This window comes from Paenibacillus sp. FSL R5-0744, from assembly GCF_037972555.1.
GTDB lineage: Bacteria > Bacillota > Bacilli > Paenibacillales > Paenibacillaceae > Paenibacillus_AQ.
In genome coordinates, this window is sequence record NZ_CP150228.1 from 5,493,282 (window position 1) to 5,512,030 (window position 18,749).

The 18,749-nt window shown below is 45.1% G+C and carries 14 protein-coding genes; all 14 read right to left on the reverse strand.

Features of this window, described 5'->3' with window-relative positions; genetic code table 11:
- Positions 1-2: 2 nt before the first annotated feature.
- Positions 3-1,835 (reverse strand): nucleoside-diphosphate sugar epimerase/dehydratase, encoded by a 1,833-nt coding sequence (locus tag MKY19_RS24340; protein ID WP_076300710.1) that lies wholly within the window; start codon positions 1,833-1,835, stop codon positions 3-5.
- Between the two features lie 41 nt (positions 1,836-1,876).
- Positions 1,877-2,563 (reverse strand): CpsD/CapB family tyrosine-protein kinase, encoded by a 687-nt coding sequence (locus tag MKY19_RS24345; RefSeq protein ID WP_042191248.1) that lies wholly within the window; start codon positions 2,561-2,563, stop codon positions 1,877-1,879.
- The gene (locus MKY19_RS24350) at positions 2,544-3,323 is read right to left on the reverse strand and encodes a Wzz/FepE/Etk N-terminal domain-containing protein (protein WP_339798266.1); all 780 of its coding nucleotides are present in this window, start codon (positions 3,321-3,323) and stop codon (positions 2,544-2,546) included. Before MKY19_RS24350 ends, MKY19_RS24345 begins: the two co-directional genes overlap by 20 nt.
- Positions 3,324-3,448: 125 nt before the next feature.
- On the reverse strand, positions 3,449-5,482 hold the full coding sequence (locus tag MKY19_RS24355) for an S-layer homology domain-containing protein (protein WP_339798269.1): 2,034 nt from the start codon (positions 5,480-5,482) through the stop codon (positions 3,449-3,451).
- 137 nt (positions 5,483-5,619) lie between these two features.
- The gene (locus MKY19_RS24360; protein WP_076300707.1) at positions 5,620-6,402 is read right to left on the reverse strand and encodes a CpsB/CapC family capsule biosynthesis tyrosine phosphatase; all 783 of its coding nucleotides are present in this window, start codon (positions 6,400-6,402) and stop codon (positions 5,620-5,622) included.
- Positions 6,403-6,506: 104 nt separating this feature from the next.
- Positions 6,507-7,163 carry a ribosome biogenesis GTP-binding protein YihA/YsxC gene (gene yihA / locus MKY19_RS24365; protein ID WP_042191256.1) on the reverse strand — a complete coding sequence of 219 codons (657 nt, stop codon included), beginning with the start codon at positions 7,161-7,163 and terminating at the stop codon, positions 6,507-6,509.
- A gap of 12 nt (positions 7,164-7,175) precedes the next feature.
- Positions 7,176-9,539: an endopeptidase La gene (gene lon, locus MKY19_RS24370; protein WP_042191259.1), complete on the reverse strand. Its 2,364-nt coding sequence runs from the start codon at positions 9,537-9,539 to the stop codon at positions 7,176-7,178.
- 293 nt (positions 9,540-9,832) lie between these two features.
- Positions 9,833-11,542 (reverse strand): ATP-dependent protease LonB, encoded by a 1,710-nt coding sequence (lonB, locus tag MKY19_RS24375; protein WP_042191261.1) that lies wholly within the window; start codon positions 11,540-11,542, stop codon positions 9,833-9,835.
- A 736-nt stretch (positions 11,543-12,278) separates the two neighbouring features.
- Positions 12,279-12,950 (reverse strand): type IV toxin-antitoxin system AbiEi family antitoxin domain-containing protein, encoded by a 672-nt coding sequence (locus MKY19_RS24380; RefSeq protein ID WP_339798275.1) that lies wholly within the window; start codon positions 12,948-12,950, stop codon positions 12,279-12,281.
- Between the two features lie 132 nt (positions 12,951-13,082).
- Complete coding sequence (gene ispG, locus MKY19_RS24385; RefSeq protein ID WP_060621818.1) at positions 13,083-14,210, reverse strand: flavodoxin-dependent (E)-4-hydroxy-3-methylbut-2-enyl-diphosphate synthase; 1,128 nt, start codon at positions 14,208-14,210, stop codon at positions 13,083-13,085.
- A gap of 109 nt (positions 14,211-14,319) precedes the next feature.
- A complete protein-coding gene (gene clpX, locus MKY19_RS24390; RefSeq protein ID WP_042130648.1) occupies positions 14,320-15,576 on the reverse strand; it encodes an ATP-dependent protease ATP-binding subunit ClpX in 1,257 nt (418 codons plus the stop codon).
- A 12-nt stretch (positions 15,577-15,588) separates the two neighbouring features.
- Entirely contained in the window at positions 15,589-16,179 is a 591-nt protein-coding gene (gene clpP / locus MKY19_RS24395; RefSeq protein WP_036685049.1) for an ATP-dependent Clp endopeptidase proteolytic subunit ClpP, read from the reverse strand.
- A gap of 284 nt (positions 16,180-16,463) precedes the next feature.
- Entirely contained in the window at positions 16,464-17,795 is a 1,332-nt protein-coding gene (tig, locus tag MKY19_RS24400; RefSeq protein WP_339798277.1) for a trigger factor, read from the reverse strand.
- A gap of 98 nt (positions 17,796-17,893) precedes the next feature.
- On the reverse strand, positions 17,894-18,739 hold the full coding sequence (locus MKY19_RS24405) for a hypothetical protein (protein WP_339243322.1): 846 nt from the start codon (positions 18,737-18,739) through the stop codon (positions 17,894-17,896).
- Positions 18,740-18,749: the final 10 nt, after the last annotated feature.

The following is an 18,749-nucleotide window of genomic DNA, read 5'->3' on the forward strand; positions in this document are numbered from 1 at the left end:
AATTAGCTGATAGCAACTTGGGCAACGGGCTGCATGGGTACAATCTGATTGATCACTTCACGAATAACTTCTGGTTCTTCAGCAAGCACACGATCCAATCGTTTGAATTCCAGTTCTAGCTGATTCAGACTTATCACATTAGGTCTACCGATAAAGATTCTTCCGTGATCTGTAGAGCCTAAATTCTCTTCATCTGTTAACAGTTCTTCATATAACTTCTCGCCCTCACGAATACCGGAGAACTGAATATCAATATCTCTATAAGGTTCATAACCAGAAAGTGTAATCAAATCTTCTGCTAACGTTAGAATCTTTACGGGTTCTCCCATATCCAGAATGAACACTTCGCCACCTTTGGCAAAAGAACCCGACTGGATTACAAGCTGAACAGCTTCTGGAATCGTCATAAAATATCGGACCATTTCCGGATGAGTAACAGTGACTGGTCCACCAGCAGCAATCTGCTCTTTAAAGGCCGGAATTACACTTCCACGACTACCAAGCACGTTCCCAAAACGCACGGCTGAGAACTTCGTGCTACTTGTGGTATGCAGACTTTGCACATACATTTCAGCAATACGCTTAGTTGCACCCATCACACTCGTTGGGTTAACCGCTTTATCCGAGGAGATCATTACAAATCTCTCCGCACCATATTTATCTGCACAATCCGCAACATTCCTTGTTCCGAAGACATTATTCTTAATGGCTTCTGAAGGGTTCCGCTCCATCAATGGGACGTGTTTATGTGCTGCCGCATGAAAGACAACATGTGGCTTATGGCTGCTGAATATGTCCATCATCCGACTGCGGTCCTGTACATCCGCGATTACCGTAACAATATTCAGATCCGGAAACTTCTTACGAAGCTCCATTTCAATCATGTAAATGCTGTTCTCTCCATGTCCAAGCAGCATTAGCTTGTCGGGACCAAATGGGGCAATCTGCCGACATAGCTCTGAACCAATAGATCCACCAGCCCCCGTAACTAACACAGTCTTGTGGTGTACATAACCTAGAATACTGTTCAAATCTGCTATAATCGGCTCACGACCTAGTAAATCTTCAACGCTAACATCTCGCAATTTCTTCACTGATATTTTTCCCGCGATCAGATCGTTAAGCGCCGGTATAATCTTAAGTTTAGCCCCTGTCTTCTTCGCCAGATTAATAATTTCAGAGATTTCAGTACGTGAAACGGAAGGCATGGCGATAATAATCTCATGAATTTCCCGTTCTTTCACAATAGCGGGAATCGCGTAACGATTGCCCAACACTGGCACACCCAATATAGACAAATGATATTTATTGATACTATCATCAATGAAACCTACTAGCTTCGTATGAGCAAAAGAAGGTCCCATCATTTCCCTGGCAATTAATATTCCGCAATCGCCTGCACCTACAATAAGTGTATGGGTCTGAGTGTCTTTGTAATTGATTCGATCATTATGAAGTACTCTCCACAAAAATCGAACTCCACCTACTAATAAAAGAATAGTCTCCATCGACCGAACTTCTATGGCAAGAGGTACTCTATCCGGCAAAATTAGATACGCCAGTGCAAATGAAAATAAAGATCCTACTACAATAGCTTTAGAAACCGATATAATCTCACCGATACTGGCATATTGCCACATTCTTCGGTAAAGACCGAAGTATATCAGGCTTCCACCGAATGCAAATGTTGCAATCAAACCAAATTGCAGCATCTGTACAACGTATTCCTGAAGAGCATGGTTAGGGTACCGAAACAAATAAGATGTCACAATACTGAACCAAATGATCGCAAGATCAATGAAGAATAAAAGAATCACTCTAGATTTCGCTGTCATTTTCAGTGCCTCCAAAAACAACATTATTGTTAAAGAACAAATCAATTTCCATAGTAGTAGTAATAGTAACCTTCGCTGGCTTTACGTTTTACATTATTGAGAACCACGCCAAGCATTTTCGCACCTACACGATCAAGGTTAGCTTTAGCTTTTACAGCAATATCGCGTTTCACCTTGCCATAGCTGACAACCATAATGACACCATCACTCTTGGAAGCCATGATCTGCGCATCTGTAACCGCCAATAACGGTGGAGTATCAATAAGAATGACATCATAACGCTGGCGCAAGTCCTGCAAAAGAGTACTCATCCGATTAGAAGCCATCATTTCTGCTGGGTTCGGAGGAATCGGTCCTGAGGTCATAATGGAAAGATTGGAAACACCAGAATCTTGGACAGTATCCTCAAGAACCGCCTGCTGCGACAGTAGTGAAGATAGCCCAAATCGGTTACTAAGCGAAAAAGTCTTATGTGCTGTCGGTTTTCGCAAATCACCGTCAATCAACAATACCTTCTTATCTGCCTGTGCGTAAGCCGCAGCTAAATTAGCAGAAACTGTTGATTTACCTTCTTCCGGTCCGGACGAAGTTACCATGATTACTTGGATAGTCTCATCTACAGAGGAAAAATCAATATTCGTGCGTAGCGCGCGAAACGCTTCAGATACAGGGGAGCGAGGGTTCGTAACGGTAATCAGATGACGTTGTTTATTTGGCAGCTGTGACATGTTCAAGTTCGCCCGCCTTTCTGGATGTTTGCGGCTGTGCCTGTGTTGCGCCTTGTTTGCTCTCTTCTGAACCCAATCTTGTAATCATAGCTATCGTTGGTAAACCAAGATATTTCTCAATATCGGCCTCAGTCTTCAGCGTATCATCCATGTATTCCAGCAAGAAAGCAATCCCTAAACCAATCATCAGGGAAACGATGAAAGCTATAGCCATATTCATTAAGACATTCGGTTCTACAGGTCCTGGCTCGATAAGTGGATTCACTTTGGCCTCATTCAGAATCGATACGTTCTCCACGTTAAATAGGTTAGGAATCTCATCCTTGAATACAAGTGAAATGGCATTCACGATTTCAGCGGCTCGCTGATGCGAATTATCTCGAACGACAAGTGTCATCACCTGCGTATTATTGACGGAGCTCACATTAACCTTCTTCAACAGCTCTTCTGCAGTAATATTGAACTGCGGATAATCTCTCGTAACAATATCAAGGATGGCCGGAGTCTTAATAATTTCCTTATACGTATTAATCAATTGAATATTAGTATTAATCTGGTTCAAATCAAGCTGCGCTGCTGCCGATTGAGTCGGAGTCTGGTTAACAATAATCTTAGTGGATGCTTCATACACCGGATTCTTAATATACAGACTGTACACACCAGCAACACCGCACACCAAAACAACTATGCTAACAATCAGCCATAGTCTCTTCCTGACGATCTGAAAATAATCGCGAAGATCCAATTCTTGTGATGACAAGTGTAATTACCTCCAAGCTATTTCTGAAATATTTCGTTACTATATTACAGCACTTCCCTATTGGCAAAAAATTGCCTCCTCTCACCTACATGAGAGGAGGCTGTATACTATACTTTTTTATTTACTTACTTGAAATTAATGGTACGGTAGATAATTACTGCTGCTTCAGCACGAGTTGCTGTATCGTTCGGGTTGAACTTACCAGCATTTCCGATAACCAAGTTATGATCTGCTGCGAATGCTACGCCATCTCTCAAAGATGCGCTGATCTTAGCAGCATCGGAGAATTGGCTAATTGCCGTTACATTCGTTGTTGCAGCTGGATTGATAGATTTCACTGCGCGGGCGATCATTGTTGCCATCTCTGCACGTGTGATGGTTGCATTAGGATCGAACTTAGCCGCACTGCGTCCAGTAATGATTCCTTTTTCTGCTGCAACTGCTACATATGGTGCATACCAAGCAGTTGAACTTACATCGCTAAAGCTTTGTACAGCTGAATTATTCTCCAGATTAAGCGCACGAATCAGCATTTTAGCGAACTCTGCACGAGTTACATTGCTCTTCGGTGCAAATTTACCTTCGCCTACGCCTTCAATCGCGCCTTTTGCAGCTACGACTTGAATTTGTTTGCCAGCCCATGCTTGTACACTAGCAATATCCGTAAAGTTTACTTTATTCTCAAGCACTGCATAGGATGAGAAAGTATCACGTGGTTCTACGATGAACTCTCCGTCAAGCACACCACCTTGGAATTGCAGGCTACCGTATACAAGCTTCGCTACGGACAGCAATTCTTTATCAAGACCATCAGTATTCTTAAGCGGAAGTTTAATGGTGATTGGTTGTTTGAATGTGCTAGTCGCTACACCATCCACACTGAGTCCGAACTCGTATACATCCGAAGCCAATTTCAGTTTGGTAACAGAAGTTACCACTTCTGGTTTAGCAGTTGTTACAGTCAATGCGATTGCTGTGCTGAACTGACTCACTGGAATTGTTACGGTTACGCCATTAAAGGTTACTGCGATATTCGCAATGCCATTAGTCTTAGCTGCTTCAACAATAGCTTTGGACAACGGAACTTCAACAGTAGGCGCAGTGATCGTGCCAAGATTCAATGTCAGCGTAAGGGCAGTACCTTCTTTACCGGCAGCTTTAGCTGCAGCAGCAAGATTAGCCAATGCATTGATTGTATCGGTATCTACCAATTTCACAGTTGCTTTACCATCTACTACTTGTACCAGTTTAGATACATCATAAGTAGCTGCAGCTGCTAATTTCTGATCTACAGTTAGTGGTTTCGTTGTGAAATCTGAACCGGAGTTGGAAGATCCAGGCGTGCTAGGATCTGTTGGTTTAGTAGGTGTAGATGGTTTCAGATACGCGTTATAGTAAGCTTTCGCCAGAACTAAAGCGGCTGCTTTTTCATTCGTAAGTCTGGATTCAACATTATTCTTGGTTGCCGCAATCATATCTTTAGTAATCTTAAGATTTGCAAGAGACGCTCTCAAGGAATAGTTGGCAGTACCAATGGTGCTGTCGAGAACAATAGTCTTCACTTGATTCGCCAACTCACTGTTCGGATGAATAATAAGGTCAGCCAGATCCGATTCTGATTTTCCTTTTAGCAGGTTGATTAGTTTCTGTTCAACACCGTTTGAACCAAAGATGAAGCTGTAAACTTCTTCAACGGAAAGATCAGTTATACCAGCTTGTTTACCGATCTCCTTAAGTAGTGCTTGATAAGCCTCATAATTTGGGGACTTCAGAATATCTGTCACTGCGGATAAATCCGGAGTATAGATAGATGATACTACTTTTAAATAGAGATCAAACAATGTAGTTTTTTCTGCATCGCTAAGCTCAAGTTGAGCCAAAACAGGCGCGAAATCTTTTTCCAGTTGCTCACGTGAAAGACCTTGAAGCTCAGTACGGAAATCACGAAGCGTCTGCTTATCTGCATCAGTAAGCGTGCTATAAAGCTTCGTTGCACGCTCCTTCAAGCTTGCAAAATCCACGCTAGTCGCAGCGGATGCTGTTCCAACGATTCCAAACTGCGCTGCCAATCCTTTGCTGCTAAGCGGAAGTCCTGCTACTGCAACCGCTGCCATGCTAACTGCCAATGTTGATACTACTAGTTTCTTTTTCAAAGTCACTAAATATCCACCTCTTTATATGTATTTAAATCCCTTTTGTTACTATAGTCCTAGACTATTTCACCTTATATCTACACTATTACGTATATCAACGATTCACCCAATAAAACCCATTCTACCACTATTAGGTAGATTAGTCAGCCCTTTCGGGAAAAAATCCCAAACAATTTGTGTCGATTCCCCCTTTTTTGTACGTGATTACCACGAATAACCTCTCCATTTGCCACAATTTGCTGAGAGTTCTCGCGCATATAGTCGCGCATCTCAGGACCTAATTGTTTCTCTAAAACCACATAAGCAGCATTTAATCCAAAAGGACGATGAACACTGTCATGTGCATCAGAGGCCAACACATGTACTGCATTTCTACGACATAACTCCAGAGATAGCTTCTGAAGTTTATTCCCGAAGACGCCTGCAAGACTTTGTGCGGTTACCTGACCGAGTGATCCCAGCTCTATCAATCTTTCTAACTTAGAAGGATCGGCAGCTACTTCAGCATTACGCTCCGGATGGGCGATGACCGGAACGAACCCTTGAATGATCAACTCGTGACAGATTTCTTCCATGTTGCGTGGGACTCGTGAAGAAGGCATTTCTAGCAAAATATACCGCGAGTCTGCAAGACTTAGCAGTTGCCCCCGCTCCAGATCATCCAGTAAATCTCCGTACACTCTGATTTCCTGACCTGGAAGAACAAGCAGTGGATTGCCATGCTGACGAAGTTTCTCATTCATCAGATCCACTGCTTCTCTTATACTAGCGGAGTTATTCATATATTGACCGTTGGCGTGATGTGGTGTGGCAATGACGGATGTAATCCCGTCCCTATAGGCGTCTTGCGCCATGGCGAGAGCGGATTCCCAATCAGTAGCTCCGTCATCCATAAAGGGTAAGATGTGGCAATGGATATCTTTCATATGTTATCTATCGGTCCCTTCACATAGAAAATTTAGTTTTACCCATAAAAAAATACAACCATTCCCAAATGGAATGGTTGCTTGATTGTAAATGAGTTCTTGTCTTATGCTTCAGTAGGTTCCTCTTGCTGAGGTTCATTTCCATCTATTTCAGCATCTTCAGAATCTGGAGAGGAGAGAACATACCCATCAATCAATCCCCAAAGTTCTTCTTTACCAAGGCCAATCTCTGAAGAGAATGGAATGAAATTATCCCCTGGCAGCACGCCAAGCTCCTGCTTCATGATCTTGATATGCTTTTGCCAGCGAGTCTTCGGAATCTTATCCGCCTTAGTCGCTACTACACACATAGGAAGATCATAATGCTTCAACCAGTCGAACATCATCTTATCATTGCTGGTCGGCGGATGACGCAGATCCACGATGAGCAGAACAAGCTTCAACGTATCGCGCTCAGATAGATATTTTTCTACCATCTTGCCCCATGTTGCACGTTGCGTCTTCGACACTTTAGCATATCCGTAACCTGGAAAGTCAACAAAATACATGCTGTCTTCATTGATACGGTAATAGTTCATATGCTGGGTCTTACCTGGAGTGGAGCTTGTCCGAGCCAGATTCTTGCGGTTAATCATTCGGTTAATGAGGGATGACTTCCCTACATTGGAGCGCCCTGCCAGAGCAACCTCTGGCAAAGCATCATCAGGGTATTGATCAGGGCCAACGGCACTGATTATAAATTCGGCAATATTAACTTTCATAGGACTTCCTTTCTAATGCACACTACTCGGTGGCTCACTGCTAATTTCATTATGATGCTCAACTAACGCATGATGCAAGACCTGATCCATGTTAGATACTGGTATGAACTCCACATCATTACGTACGCTCTCTGGAATTTCTTTCAGATCACGTTCATTGTCTTTAGGAAGAAGGATCTTTTTATATCCAGCACGGTGTGCAGCTAAAGACTTCTCTTTCAGTCCACCGATCGGCAATACACGTCCACGTAGGGTGATCTCACCGGTCATGGCCACATCCTTCGAAACATAACGCTTCGTAAGTGCGGAGATCAATGCGGTAGCAATCGTAATCCCTGCAGACGGGCCATCCTTCGGAATCGCACCTTCAGGAATGTGGATATGAATATCAATCTTCTCATAAAAATCGGGCTGGAGTCCCAGCTCCTCCGCCTTCGAACGTGTATAACTGAAAGCGGCCTGCGCCGACTCCTTCATTACATCGCCCAGTTGTCCAGTAAGTGTCAGCTTGCCCGTTCCCTGCACGACAGTCACTTCGATCAGCAGCGTATCGCCACCAACCTCAGTCCAGGCCAGTCCAGTTACTGTGCCAATCTGATCTTCAAGCTCCGCCATACCGTAACGGTATTTCGATGCACCCAGGTAATCCTTGATGTCATCCGGAAGAATGACTACACTTTCTTTTTCCTTGGACACAATCTGTTTCGCGGCTTTGCGGCATAACGCTGCAATCTGCTGCTCCAAATTACGCACACCGGATTCACGAGTATATTCGCGCACGATACGCAATAAACTGTCGTCTTCGATGATCAGCTGATCTTCTGCAAGACCATGATTCTTCTTCTGCTTCGGCAAAAGATAACGGCTACCGATCTGCAATTTCTCCAGTTCCGTATAACCCGGAATGAACAGCATTTCCATCCGATCGAGTAGCGGACGCGGAATGTTATGCACTACATTCGCTGTTGTAACAAACATAACGTTCGATAAATCAAACGGCAGCTCGACGAAATGATCGCTGAACGTATTGTTCTGTTCTGGGTCCAATACCTCAAGCAATGCTGAGGATGGGTCGCCACGGAAATCTGCAGCCATTTTATCAATCTCATCTAGCAGGATAACCGGATTAATCGTGCCTGCCGTCTTCATCCCTTGAATGATTCGGCCTGGCATCGCACCCACATAAGTCCGGCGATGACCACGGATCTCCGCTTCATCACGTACACCACCAAGCGAAATGCGAACGAACTTACGATTAAGTGAACGGGCGATGGAACGAGCGAGTGAAGTTTTTCCCACACCTGGAGGCCCTACAAGACATAGGATCGGACCTTTTAGCTTCTTCACCAACTGCTGAACCGCTAAATACTCCAATACCCGTTCTTTTGGTTTTTCCAAACCGTAGTGGTCCTCATCAAGTACCTGTTCTGCCTTCTTGATGTCAAGGTCATCTTCTGTCTGTTCATTCCAAGGAAGACCCAGCAGCCAATCCACATAATTGCGAATTACGCCACCTTCCGCTGAGCTCACTGGCATTTTTTCCAGACGATCGATTTCCTTCTCCATCTTCTCTTTCACGCGTTCCGGCAAATTCTTCTCTTCCATGAGATTCCGCAGTTCTTCCGCTTCTCCCACCCGGCCTTCCTTCTCGCCGAGTTCTTTCTGGATCGCTTTCATTTGCTCGCGCAAATAATATTCCTTCTGCGTCTTCTCCATCTGCTTCTTCACACGTTGATTGATCTTGCGTTCAAGCTCCAGCACTTCACGCTCATTATTAAGAATATCAAGAAGCTTCTCTAGCCGTTTACTAACATCAATAGTCTCTAGAATTTCTTGCTTATCCTTAATCTTTAGCGATAAATGACTCGTAATGACATCCGCAAGACGACCCGGCTCCTCAATATCGGATACAGCAGCCAATGTCTCTGGTGTCACTTTTTTGGATAACGTTATATAGTGTTCGAACTGATTAAGTACTGTACGCATCAGCGCGTCACACTCTTGATCGCCATCTTCCTCTTCTGGTAGCTCGCGCGCCATAACCTCATAATACTCATCATTATCGATATAATTAATAATTTCGGCTCGTTCTACACCCTCAACCAGTACACGAATCGTACCGTTTGGCAGCTTCAGCATTTGCCGCACATTCGCGACAGTACCGACCCGAAAAATATCGTCCTGACCAGGCTCTTCAATATTCACTTCCGACTGTGAACACAGAAGAATTAAATTATCTTCAACCATAGCTTTTTCTAGTGCCCGAACTGACTTCTCACGGCCCACATCCAAGTGAAGAACCATGCTTGGGTACACAAGAAGACCTCTTAGCGGTAATAAAGGAAAACGACGACCTTTTGTTTTATTTGTCATCATCGCTTTCGCACCTCCCATGGCTCTCAATTAATCTCATATGAATTCATTCTAACAAAAGCAGCCCCAAAACACCAACAAAGTACTTGCAATTTAAGAATAAACAACCTTATTATCCTTAAAAAACGGCAACGTTTCTCAAAGAAATGTAAGGATTATGGAAAGTGTGAATCTATACTTTAAAAAAGGAAGCAGCAGACACGCCTGCGGCTCCCTTTATTTCACAGTGGCAAGTCACGATTTACTTATCGAAACCATAACACACCCTAGCTAACATTTTAGGTAATAATTTAAGCTCAACCCTTTGCAGACTCGCCAGCGGCATCGGCCTTCAGAAGTGAGGGTGCTGCTGAGAATAGCTCTCCAGCTACTGCTGGAAGCCTTACATCTGCTGTATCGGCGCCAAACAGATGACGGAATACTTCCTCCACCGTTTCCATTGGAATGACGCGTAGTGGGGCGAGGTCAGCGAATAGGGACTGCCAGTTTTCTTTTGGAATAAGCACCGTAGTAGCTCCTGCCTGAAAAGCAGCCTCCACCTTCGCAATTACACCACCAACAGGCTTCACACGCCCATGTATGCCTATCTCACCAGTGATTGCTACGGTATTATCCACGGGAAGACCACGAATGGCGGAGACGATAGCAACTGCCATCGCAACCCCTGCTGAGGGTCCGTCAATGGGTGTTCCACCTGGAAAGTTCACATGCAGATCATAACGGTCTGGTTCCAGATTCATGGTACGCAGTACGGTCAATACGTTCTCAACGGAGCCTTTAGCCATGCTCTTTCTCCGAATCGTGCGAGAACCTCCACCGATCTCTTCCTCATCCACCACTCCGGTTACGTTCAGTCTACCTTGACCGTTCTGCGCAGGTGCTGCGGATACTTCGATCTCAAGCAAGGTACCCATTCCCGGCCCATACACTGCAAGTCCGTTAACCAATCCAATCTGCGGCGCGGAAGGAATCTTGCGCTCTGTTCGAAGTGGAAGCTGGCTACTGCCTGCCACCCATTCTACATCAGCAGCACTTAGCGTATCTCTCTGCTCCGTTAGCGCTAATCCAGCTGCGAGCTGAATCATATTGACTGCCTCCCGGCCATTTGTTGCATATTGCTGCACAACAGTGACTGCTTCAGGGCTTGGCTTCAGTCCGATCTTCTGTATCGCGTCACGCGCGATGACTGCAATCTCATCCGGCAATAGCGGACGGAAATAAATCTCCATGCAGCGTGAACGCAGCGCGGGAGAAATCTCATCCGGGGATCGCGTAGTCGCGCCTACTAACCGGAAATCAGCGGGTAAGCCATTTTGAAAAATATCATGAATATAAGCCGGAGTATTATTGTCCTCCGAATTATAATACGCGCTCTCTAGCAGAACCTTCCGGTCCTCCAGCACCTTTAGCAGCTTATTCATCTGAATGGGGTGAAGCTCACCGATCTCATCCAAAAAAAGAATCCCGCCATGCGCCTTCGTCACCGCTCCTGGCTTTGGCTGCGGCACACCTGCTACGCCCATGGCTCCAGCACCTTGATAGATAGGATCATGCACCGATCCGATCAAAGGGTCGGCAATACCACGCTCATCAAAACGAGCGGTCGTCGCATCAATTTCAGTGAATTTGGCGTCACTTTTAAAAGGGGAAAGGACATTTTTTTTCGCCTCTTCCATGACCACGCGCGCCGCTGCAGTCTTGCCGACTCCTGGCGGACCATAAATAATCACATGCTGCGGATTAGCACTACATAGTGCGGCCTTCAGGGCGCGGAGCCCATCTTTTTGCCCAACAATATCTCCAATAGAAGCCGGCCTAGTTTTCTCCGACAATGGTTTGGTTAGTGAAATCATACGCATCTTCCGTAGTTTATCCAGTTCCTTACGCGACTCTCGGTCTACCGCCGTCTTGTTTGTCTTCTGACCCCGCAGCAGATTCCAAAAGTATACGCCGATAACCAGCGCGAAAAAGAGCTGCACGATCATCACAACTATACTTAATTCCATAGGTCATCCTCCTGTTTCGTTCAGTCTACCTTTCCACCTTTGGCTACTATTAGGTAGTATAGCCGTTTCGGTAATTAGTAAACGCACAATTGAGGATTTGTTGAATTGTTGGTGTACGACAAGTAGCAGGAATTTATAATTGGGGGGTTGAAAGTTCTAAGGAGTGCTAGATGCACCTCAGATTCTTCACCACCCCCTCTAGCTGGAAGATGAGTATGAACAGCCATAGAACTTGGTGCTACATTCACGTTCGATAGGCCCCTATTTCTGTCGACTGTGTGCTCAATGGCGTTAAGTCATCTATGGAAGAAGCTTAAGATGATCTCTAAGCGGATAATTAGGGATTTCCTCCCTGATTATATGTTGTTTATGGACTCTAGGCTGATAATTAGGGAATTATTCCCTGATTATCAGCCAAAATGGTTATAAATAAGGTGAATCGCTCATTTATTAGGGAGGTTTTCCCTAAAAAGATCGATTTGGAACGATATTAGGCTTTTTTCAAGGAGGTTTTCCCTAATTATTTATTAATGCTTCAAATTTCGCTCCATAGTACACATCTTACGGCACTCCTCACCACATTCCTTATCACATTCCATACTAACTACATATAACATACCAACTTCCTTACCATACTCCATACCCCACTCCTTCTAATCAAGTCATTCGCACTTCCAGCATCCCATCTGCAGGTAATTCCTTAAACATTAGCCCATCAACCATTAAACTTACTATGTTAATCCCAGTAATAAAGGACATCACGAGCCAGCCTATACTCAACATTTTTAACACCGATCCCTCTTCTCACAGGCTTCAACCAGCCCTTTTCACACAACTTCACCAACATCAAACGTACCGTTTTGGGGTCTATAGCAAAATAATCAGCTACATCTTTAGGACGGACTGTCCCCGCTTGGCGAACCACTAATCGCATAATTTCCTTCTCTGCAAATAGTAATTTTCCATGCGGTGCATCTACAATTAAGTAACGGCTTAGCACCACACGTAGCAGTGTAATGCATAGCTCTGGGCGCTGTTCCACATCGTCATAGGCAAATGAAATTACTTGGTAACCCATTCCGTACAGAAACGTCTCACGATTTAGCTCATTACAATACTTCAGCCTGTCCATGTCCCTCACATGCGCTGCATACCCTTTGATCTCGAACAAGAGCTTGATAGGCCCCGGCAAAAAAGCATAATCCGCGAAATAAGATCGTCCGCGCCAATCCAGCACTTCATACTCCGGATGTAGATCATTGAAATCTCCACGAAGCGGCCACCATACATTCTGTAAAAACATTTCTTCGGCATGACGATGCCCTCTCTCTAGCCTTCCTCGTCGTTCCCCATTCCTGCTTGCTAGATGTTTCTCAATAAATGCTTCATGGGCTTGTTCATAATGCATTCAATGTCCCCCCTTAATCATTAATTCCACACAAAAAAAACGCCCCGTTCCCACCACCGGATATACCGGGGTGTAACAGGGCGTTCTTCGCCACTTATTATGAATTGAATCATTAATTCGTAAAAGACCAAATTACTTTGATTGCACCGGAGGTGCAAGATTAGCGTGAGCACGCCCTGGAATTTCACCAGTTTCCTCATACGCTACAACAATCGCATCGATTTCCTTCTTCAGCTCGTTCACGAGTTCCGCTTCAGGCACCTTACGAATCATCTGACCGTAACGGAACAACAAACCTTCCCCACGGGCACCAGCAATACCAATATCCGCTTCACGCGCCTCACCAGGACCATTAACGGCACAGCCGAGCACGGATACTTTAATAGGCACCTTAAGCTTCGAAATGTATTCTTCCACCTCATTAGCGATGGAGAAGAGATCTATATCAAGTCGTCCGCAAGTCGGACAAGAAATGAGTGTTGCCGCGTTAGAGATCAGACCGAAGGTCTTCAGCAGCTCGCGTGCCACCTTAACCTCTTCCACTGGATCAGCGCTAAGCGAGATACGCAGGGTGCTGCCGATACCCATAGAGAGCAGTGCACCGATACCCGCGGAGCTTTTTACTGTACCGGCAAACAAGGTACCGGATTCTGTAATCCCGAGGTGCAGCGGATAAGGAATAACTTCCGCAGCCTGACGGTAAGCTTCGATGGCCATTGGCACATCGGATGCTTTTAAAGATACGATAATGTCGTGGAAATCCAGCTCTTCCAAAATACCAATATGGTACAGTGCACTTTCTACCATAGCTTCTGGAGTCGGATATCCGTATTTCTCCAAGAGATGATTCTCCAAAGAACCGGCGTTTACACCAATCCGAATCGGAATTCCTTTTTCTTTACACGCTTTAACTACTGCTTCTACCTTCTCCCGACGACCGATATTGCCCGGATTAATCCGTACTTTATCGATGCCGTTCTCAATAGCCATCAGCGCGAGCTTATAGTTAAAATGAATATCCGCTACGAGTGGGATATGAATCTGCTTCTTGATCTCCTTAATCGCGGCGGCTGCCTCTTCATTGTTGACAGTAACGCGTACCAGTTGGCAGCCTGCTTCCTCAAGCCGTAAAATTTCGGCTACAGTAGCCTCCACATCAGCTGTTTTGGTTGTACACATGCTTTGAATCGCAACCTCGTTGTTTCCCCCAATAATGAGCCCGCCAACATTGACAGGACGGGTTTGGTGTCTCAAGAACATGATTTTTCTCCCCCATAACGCCAAAGCTCCACCCCTTCGCAACCGCTAGTGAAGCGGGATAAGCGGAAGAAAGGTGGAGACAGTGACATGTATTGTTAAGGTAAGCGACTTACGCGCTTTCCTCTTTCTTTTTGTCTTTCTTAAGGTTCAATTCAGGCAAAGCCTTCTCTTGAACGACCTGCTCCGTGATCACACAATCTTTAATATCATCGCGTGAAGGAACTTCATACATCACATCAAGCATGATGCTCTCAATAATCGCGCGCAGTCCACGGGCTCCCGTATTGCGTTTGATCGCTTCCTTGGCAATCGCTTCGAGTGCCAACGGTTCGAACTTCAGCGCTACGTTATCCATTTCCAGCAGCTTGATGTATTGTTTCGTGAGTGCATTCTTAGGCTCGGAAAGGATACGCACCAGCGTATTCTCATCAAGCGGCTCCAAAGTCGAGATGACCGGTAGACGGCCTACAAATTCAGGGATTAATCCGAATTTGAGCAAGTCTTCAGGCAATACCATCGACAAATATTCGCCAGGCTTGAGATCCTTTTGTCCTTCAACTGCTGCGTTGAAGCCAATGACTTTTTTACCGATACGGCGTTTAATCATTTGCTCCAGACCGTCAAAGGCACCGCCTACGATGAACAAGATGTTCGTCGTATCAATTTGAATAAACTCTTGATGAGGATGCTTACGACCACCTTGTGGAGGTACGGAAGCAACCGTTCCTTCGAGAATCTTCAGAAGCGCCTGCTGTACACCTTCACCGGATACGTCACGAGTAATAGACGGGTTCTCGGATTTACGTGCCACTTTATCAATCTCATCAATATAGATAATGCCGCGTTCGGCTTTCTCCACATCATAATCTGCCGCTTGAATCAGCTTAAGCAGAATGTTCTCAACATCCTCGCCGACATAACCAGCTTCCGTTAGGGAAGTAGCATCTGCAATCGCAAATGGAACGTTGATAATCTTCGCCATCGTCTGTGCGAGCAAAGTTTTACCCGAACCTGTTGGACCGAGCAAAAGAATATTACTCTTCGTCAGTTCAACATCTTCGATTTTGCTTTGGCTATTCACACGCTTATAGTGATTGTAAACCGCAACAGACAGCGATTTCTTCGCTTGCTCTTGACCGATTACATATTGATCCAAAATATCACGGATTTCCTTTGGTTTCGGAATATCCTTCAGATCAAGCTCTTCCTCATGACCGAGCTCTTCTTCCACGATTTCCGTGCAAAGCTCGATACATTCGTCACATATATAAACGCCCGGTCCTGCTACAAGCTTACGAACCTGCTCTTGTGATTTGCCGCAAAAAGAACATTTCAATTGCCCTTTTTCATCATTAAATTTAAACATCTAACCACCCCTTTAAGATTTCATCGGTGAAGAAAGAACCTGGTCAATAAGCCCATATTCCTTGGCTTCTTCCGCGCTCATGAAGTTATCGCGGTCTGTGTCCCGTTCGATTTTTTCAAGGGGCTGACCTGTGCGATCTACATAAATTTGATTCAACTTCTGTTTCGTCTTGAGGATCCAATCGGTATGAATCCAAATGTCGGACGCTTGACCTTGAACACCACCGAGCGGTTGATGAATCATAACTTCGCTGTTAGTCAGCGCGTATCTTTTGCCCGGAGCCCCAGCTGTTAAAAGGAGCGATCCCATGCTTGCCGCCATCCCTACACAAATGGTTGAAACATCCGGTTTGATATATTGCATCGTATCGTATATACCCATGCCGGCTGTTACTGAACCACCGGGTGAGTTGAGGTACAAGTGAATGTCCTTCTCGGGATCATCTGCTGCAAGGAACAGCAGTTGAGCAATAACCAGATTGGCGACATCATCGTCAATCGCACTGCTTAAGAAAATAATGCGATCCTTGAGCAATCTGGAATAGATATCGTATGAACGTTCCCCACGACTTGTTGATTCCACAACCATTGGTACCAGACTCATGCCACCAACCTCTTTTCTCTATACAGATTAGTCTTATCGTTTCAAAAATATTTTAACACGTTCACGGCCCGATGTCATTTTTTCACTACAGCGGACCTGTCCACTGCTTGTGATAGTGACGTCATCACGCCAATTTCCTTAATACCATACGCTCATACGGATACCTATGTAATCACATATATCTGTGCCCGAGGATAAAAATAAGGCACGTAACGAAACTTACGTGCCTTATCATATCTGTATGGAGGCCGATTGCTCGGCCGTTCTAGGTAGTTTAAAAAATCTTACTCAGCTTTAGTGTCTTCAGCAGCTGCTTCTTCTACTGCTTCAACTTCTACACTATTGCTAACAAGGAAATCAATGGTTTTGCGCAAAGAAAGTTCTTCGCTCAAGCTGCCCAGTGAACCGTTAGCTGCCAAGATGCTGCGAATTTCTTCTGGAGTACGTTTGTAAGCTTCAGCCATAGTAGCCAATTCTTCGTTAACTTCTTCTTCAGAAACTTCAATGTTCTCTTGTTTAGCGATAACTTCCAGTACCAGGTTGTTGCGAACGCGTTTTTCAGCATCGCCTTTCATTTGGTTCTGCAAGTCTTCACGAGTTTGACCCGAGAAGCTAAGGAACATATCCATGTTCATACCTTGTTGGCGAAGACGAGTGTCGAAGTCACGAACCATGTTCTCAACTTCGCTGTTGATCATTGCTTCTGGGATTTCAACTTCAGCGTTTGCTGCTGCTTTATCAACAACTGCGTTCTCGCGAAGGCCTTTCAGTTCATCCTGTTTACGGGATTCGAGCTGAGCTTTCAGATCTGCTTTGTACTCTTCCAAAGTTTCGAATTCACTTACATCTTTAGCGAACTCATCATCGAGTGCAGGAAGTTGTTTGCGTTTGATTTCGTGCAGTTTCACTTTGAATACTGCTTTCTTACCCGCAAGGTTCTCTGCATGGTATTCGTCAGGGAAAGTAACTTCAACATCTTTGAAATCTCCAGTGGACATTCCCACTACTTGCTCTTCAAATCCAGGAATGAAGGAGTTGCTACCAAGTTCAAGAGAATGACGCTCAGCTTTTCCGCCTTCGAACGGTACGTCATCAACATATCCGTCAAAATCGATCACAGCGATGTCGCCGTTAGCTGCTGCTTCTTCTTCAACTACTACGAGTTCAGCATGACGCTCTTGCAGACGAGCAAGCTCAGCGCTCAGCTCTTCTTCAGTCACTTCAGCTTTTTGTACTGGAACTTCCAGACCTTTGTAATCGCCGAGCTTCACTTCAGGTTTAACCGTGATCTTCGCTTTGAAGATAAAGGATTGACCTTTAGCAAATTGCTCAATATCAACTTCAGGACGGTCTACAGGGAAGATGTCAGTTTGTTCAACTGCTTCACCGTAAGCTTCAGGAAGAAGAATGTCGATTGCATCTTGGTACAAGCTTTCTACACCAAAACGGGATTCAAAGATCGGGCGTGGCACTTTACCTTTACGGAAGCCTGGTACGTTAGCTTTCTTAACGACTTTGTTAAAAGCTTTATCAAGTGCTGCTGCAACGCGTTCTGCGTCAACTTCTACTTCAAGAACTCCAAGGTTCTTCTCTATTTTTTCCCATGTTGCTTTCATATTATACTTTTCCCTCCAAAATATAGGTTCACAAGTTTACTTCAAAAAATGATACAATCCACGCACAGAATAACCATTATATTATATACAACATTACTTTATTTATCAAGTAGAGAAGTCTTTACAAAACCCTTGAGCGCACGATATGCCCCCTCAAATTGAAAGCGCATGCCGTCTGTAATGCCGTACATTCCACGAGTCTCCTCCTCTTGCCGTGTACCGTTTAAGCTCTCAGATACAAACTGGTGTAACGCCCCCGCCCAAATATCTAGTAGCGCGTCTTCCCCATCCAGTATTTTCCGATACTCTTCCGATCCATAAATCGACATGACGAACTGGCCCCAGAGCTCCTGTGCAAAATAATACAGCGTAGGCTCATGTACCTCCGCCTGCTCGGCTACCCGCTCGAGCACCTGACTCACCTGTGGTGGAAAATCCTCTGTCTGCAGCGGCACACTTTCAATCTCTACAATTGCTGTTTCGTGACCACGAATCAGATTCACTGTTCCCTGCATCCCACGCCGCCGAAGGGTCTGCAGGGTCCGAAATTGCAGCAGCGGGTGAACATTATCCCCCTGCAGCCATGCCGTCAGCGCCTCATCGACTCCGCCGCCTTCCAGATATGAAAGCTGCTCTAGTGCTAGGATGGTCGCCTCTGACAGCGGCTCATTCATTATCCGCTGCAGCAGCTTTTGAGGATACCCCGCATCCTCAGTCATTTTTGATTTGGCCAAGAAACGGGCCATATCTTCTTCCCTTAAATCTTCGTCTTCGGGGTGAACGGCTCCTTCCGCATCTCCATTCTGAGAGGCGTAGGGGAAAGCTGTTTCGAGCCATTCCAGCAGAGACCGCCATTCCTCGTAATTTCGTTCTTCCTGTCCTTGACACTGCAACAAAAAACGCAGCAGCTCCATCGCTTCCCCGTATCGTTCACTCTCCAGCATCACCGTAAGC

Coding starts and splice junctions, on each gene's coding strand:
- MKY19_RS24340 (WP_076300710.1), bottom strand. CDS start 1,835: ATGACAGCGAAATCTAGAGTGATTCTTTTATTCTTCATTGATCTTGCG.
- MKY19_RS24345 (WP_042191248.1), bottom strand. CDS start 2,563: ATGTCACAGCTGCCAAATAAACAACGTCATCTGATTACCGTTACGAAC.
- MKY19_RS24360 (WP_076300707.1), bottom strand. CDS start 6,402: ATGAAAGATATCCATTGCCACATCTTACCCTTTATGGATGACGGAGCT.
- yihA (WP_042191256.1), bottom strand. CDS start 7,163: ATGAAAGTTAATATTGCCGAATTTATAATCAGTGCCGTTGGCCCTGAT.
- lon (WP_042191259.1), bottom strand. CDS start 9,539: ATGATGACAAATAAAACAAAAGGTCGTCGTTTTCCTTTATTACCGCTA.
- lonB (WP_042191261.1), bottom strand. CDS start 11,542: ATGGAATTAAGTATAGTTGTGATGATCGTGCAGCTCTTTTTCGCGCTG.
- MKY19_RS24380 (WP_339798275.1), bottom strand. CDS start 12,950: ATGCATTATGAACAAGCCCATGAAGCATTTATTGAGAAACATCTAGCA.
- ispG (WP_060621818.1), bottom strand. CDS start 14,210: ATGTTCTTGAGACACCAAACCCGTCCTGTCAATGTTGGCGGGCTCATT.
- clpX (WP_042130648.1), bottom strand. CDS start 15,576: ATGTTTAAATTTAATGATGAAAAAGGGCAATTGAAATGTTCTTTTTGC.
- clpP (WP_036685049.1), bottom strand. CDS start 16,179: ATGAGTCTGGTACCAATGGTTGTGGAATCAACAAGTCGTGGGGAACGT.
- tig (WP_339798277.1), bottom strand. CDS start 17,795: ATGAAAGCAACATGGGAAAAAATAGAGAAGAACCTTGGAGTTCTTGAA.
- MKY19_RS24405 (WP_339243322.1), bottom strand. CDS start 18,739: ATGCTGGAGAGTGAACGATACGGGGAAGCGATGGAGCTGCTGCGTTTT.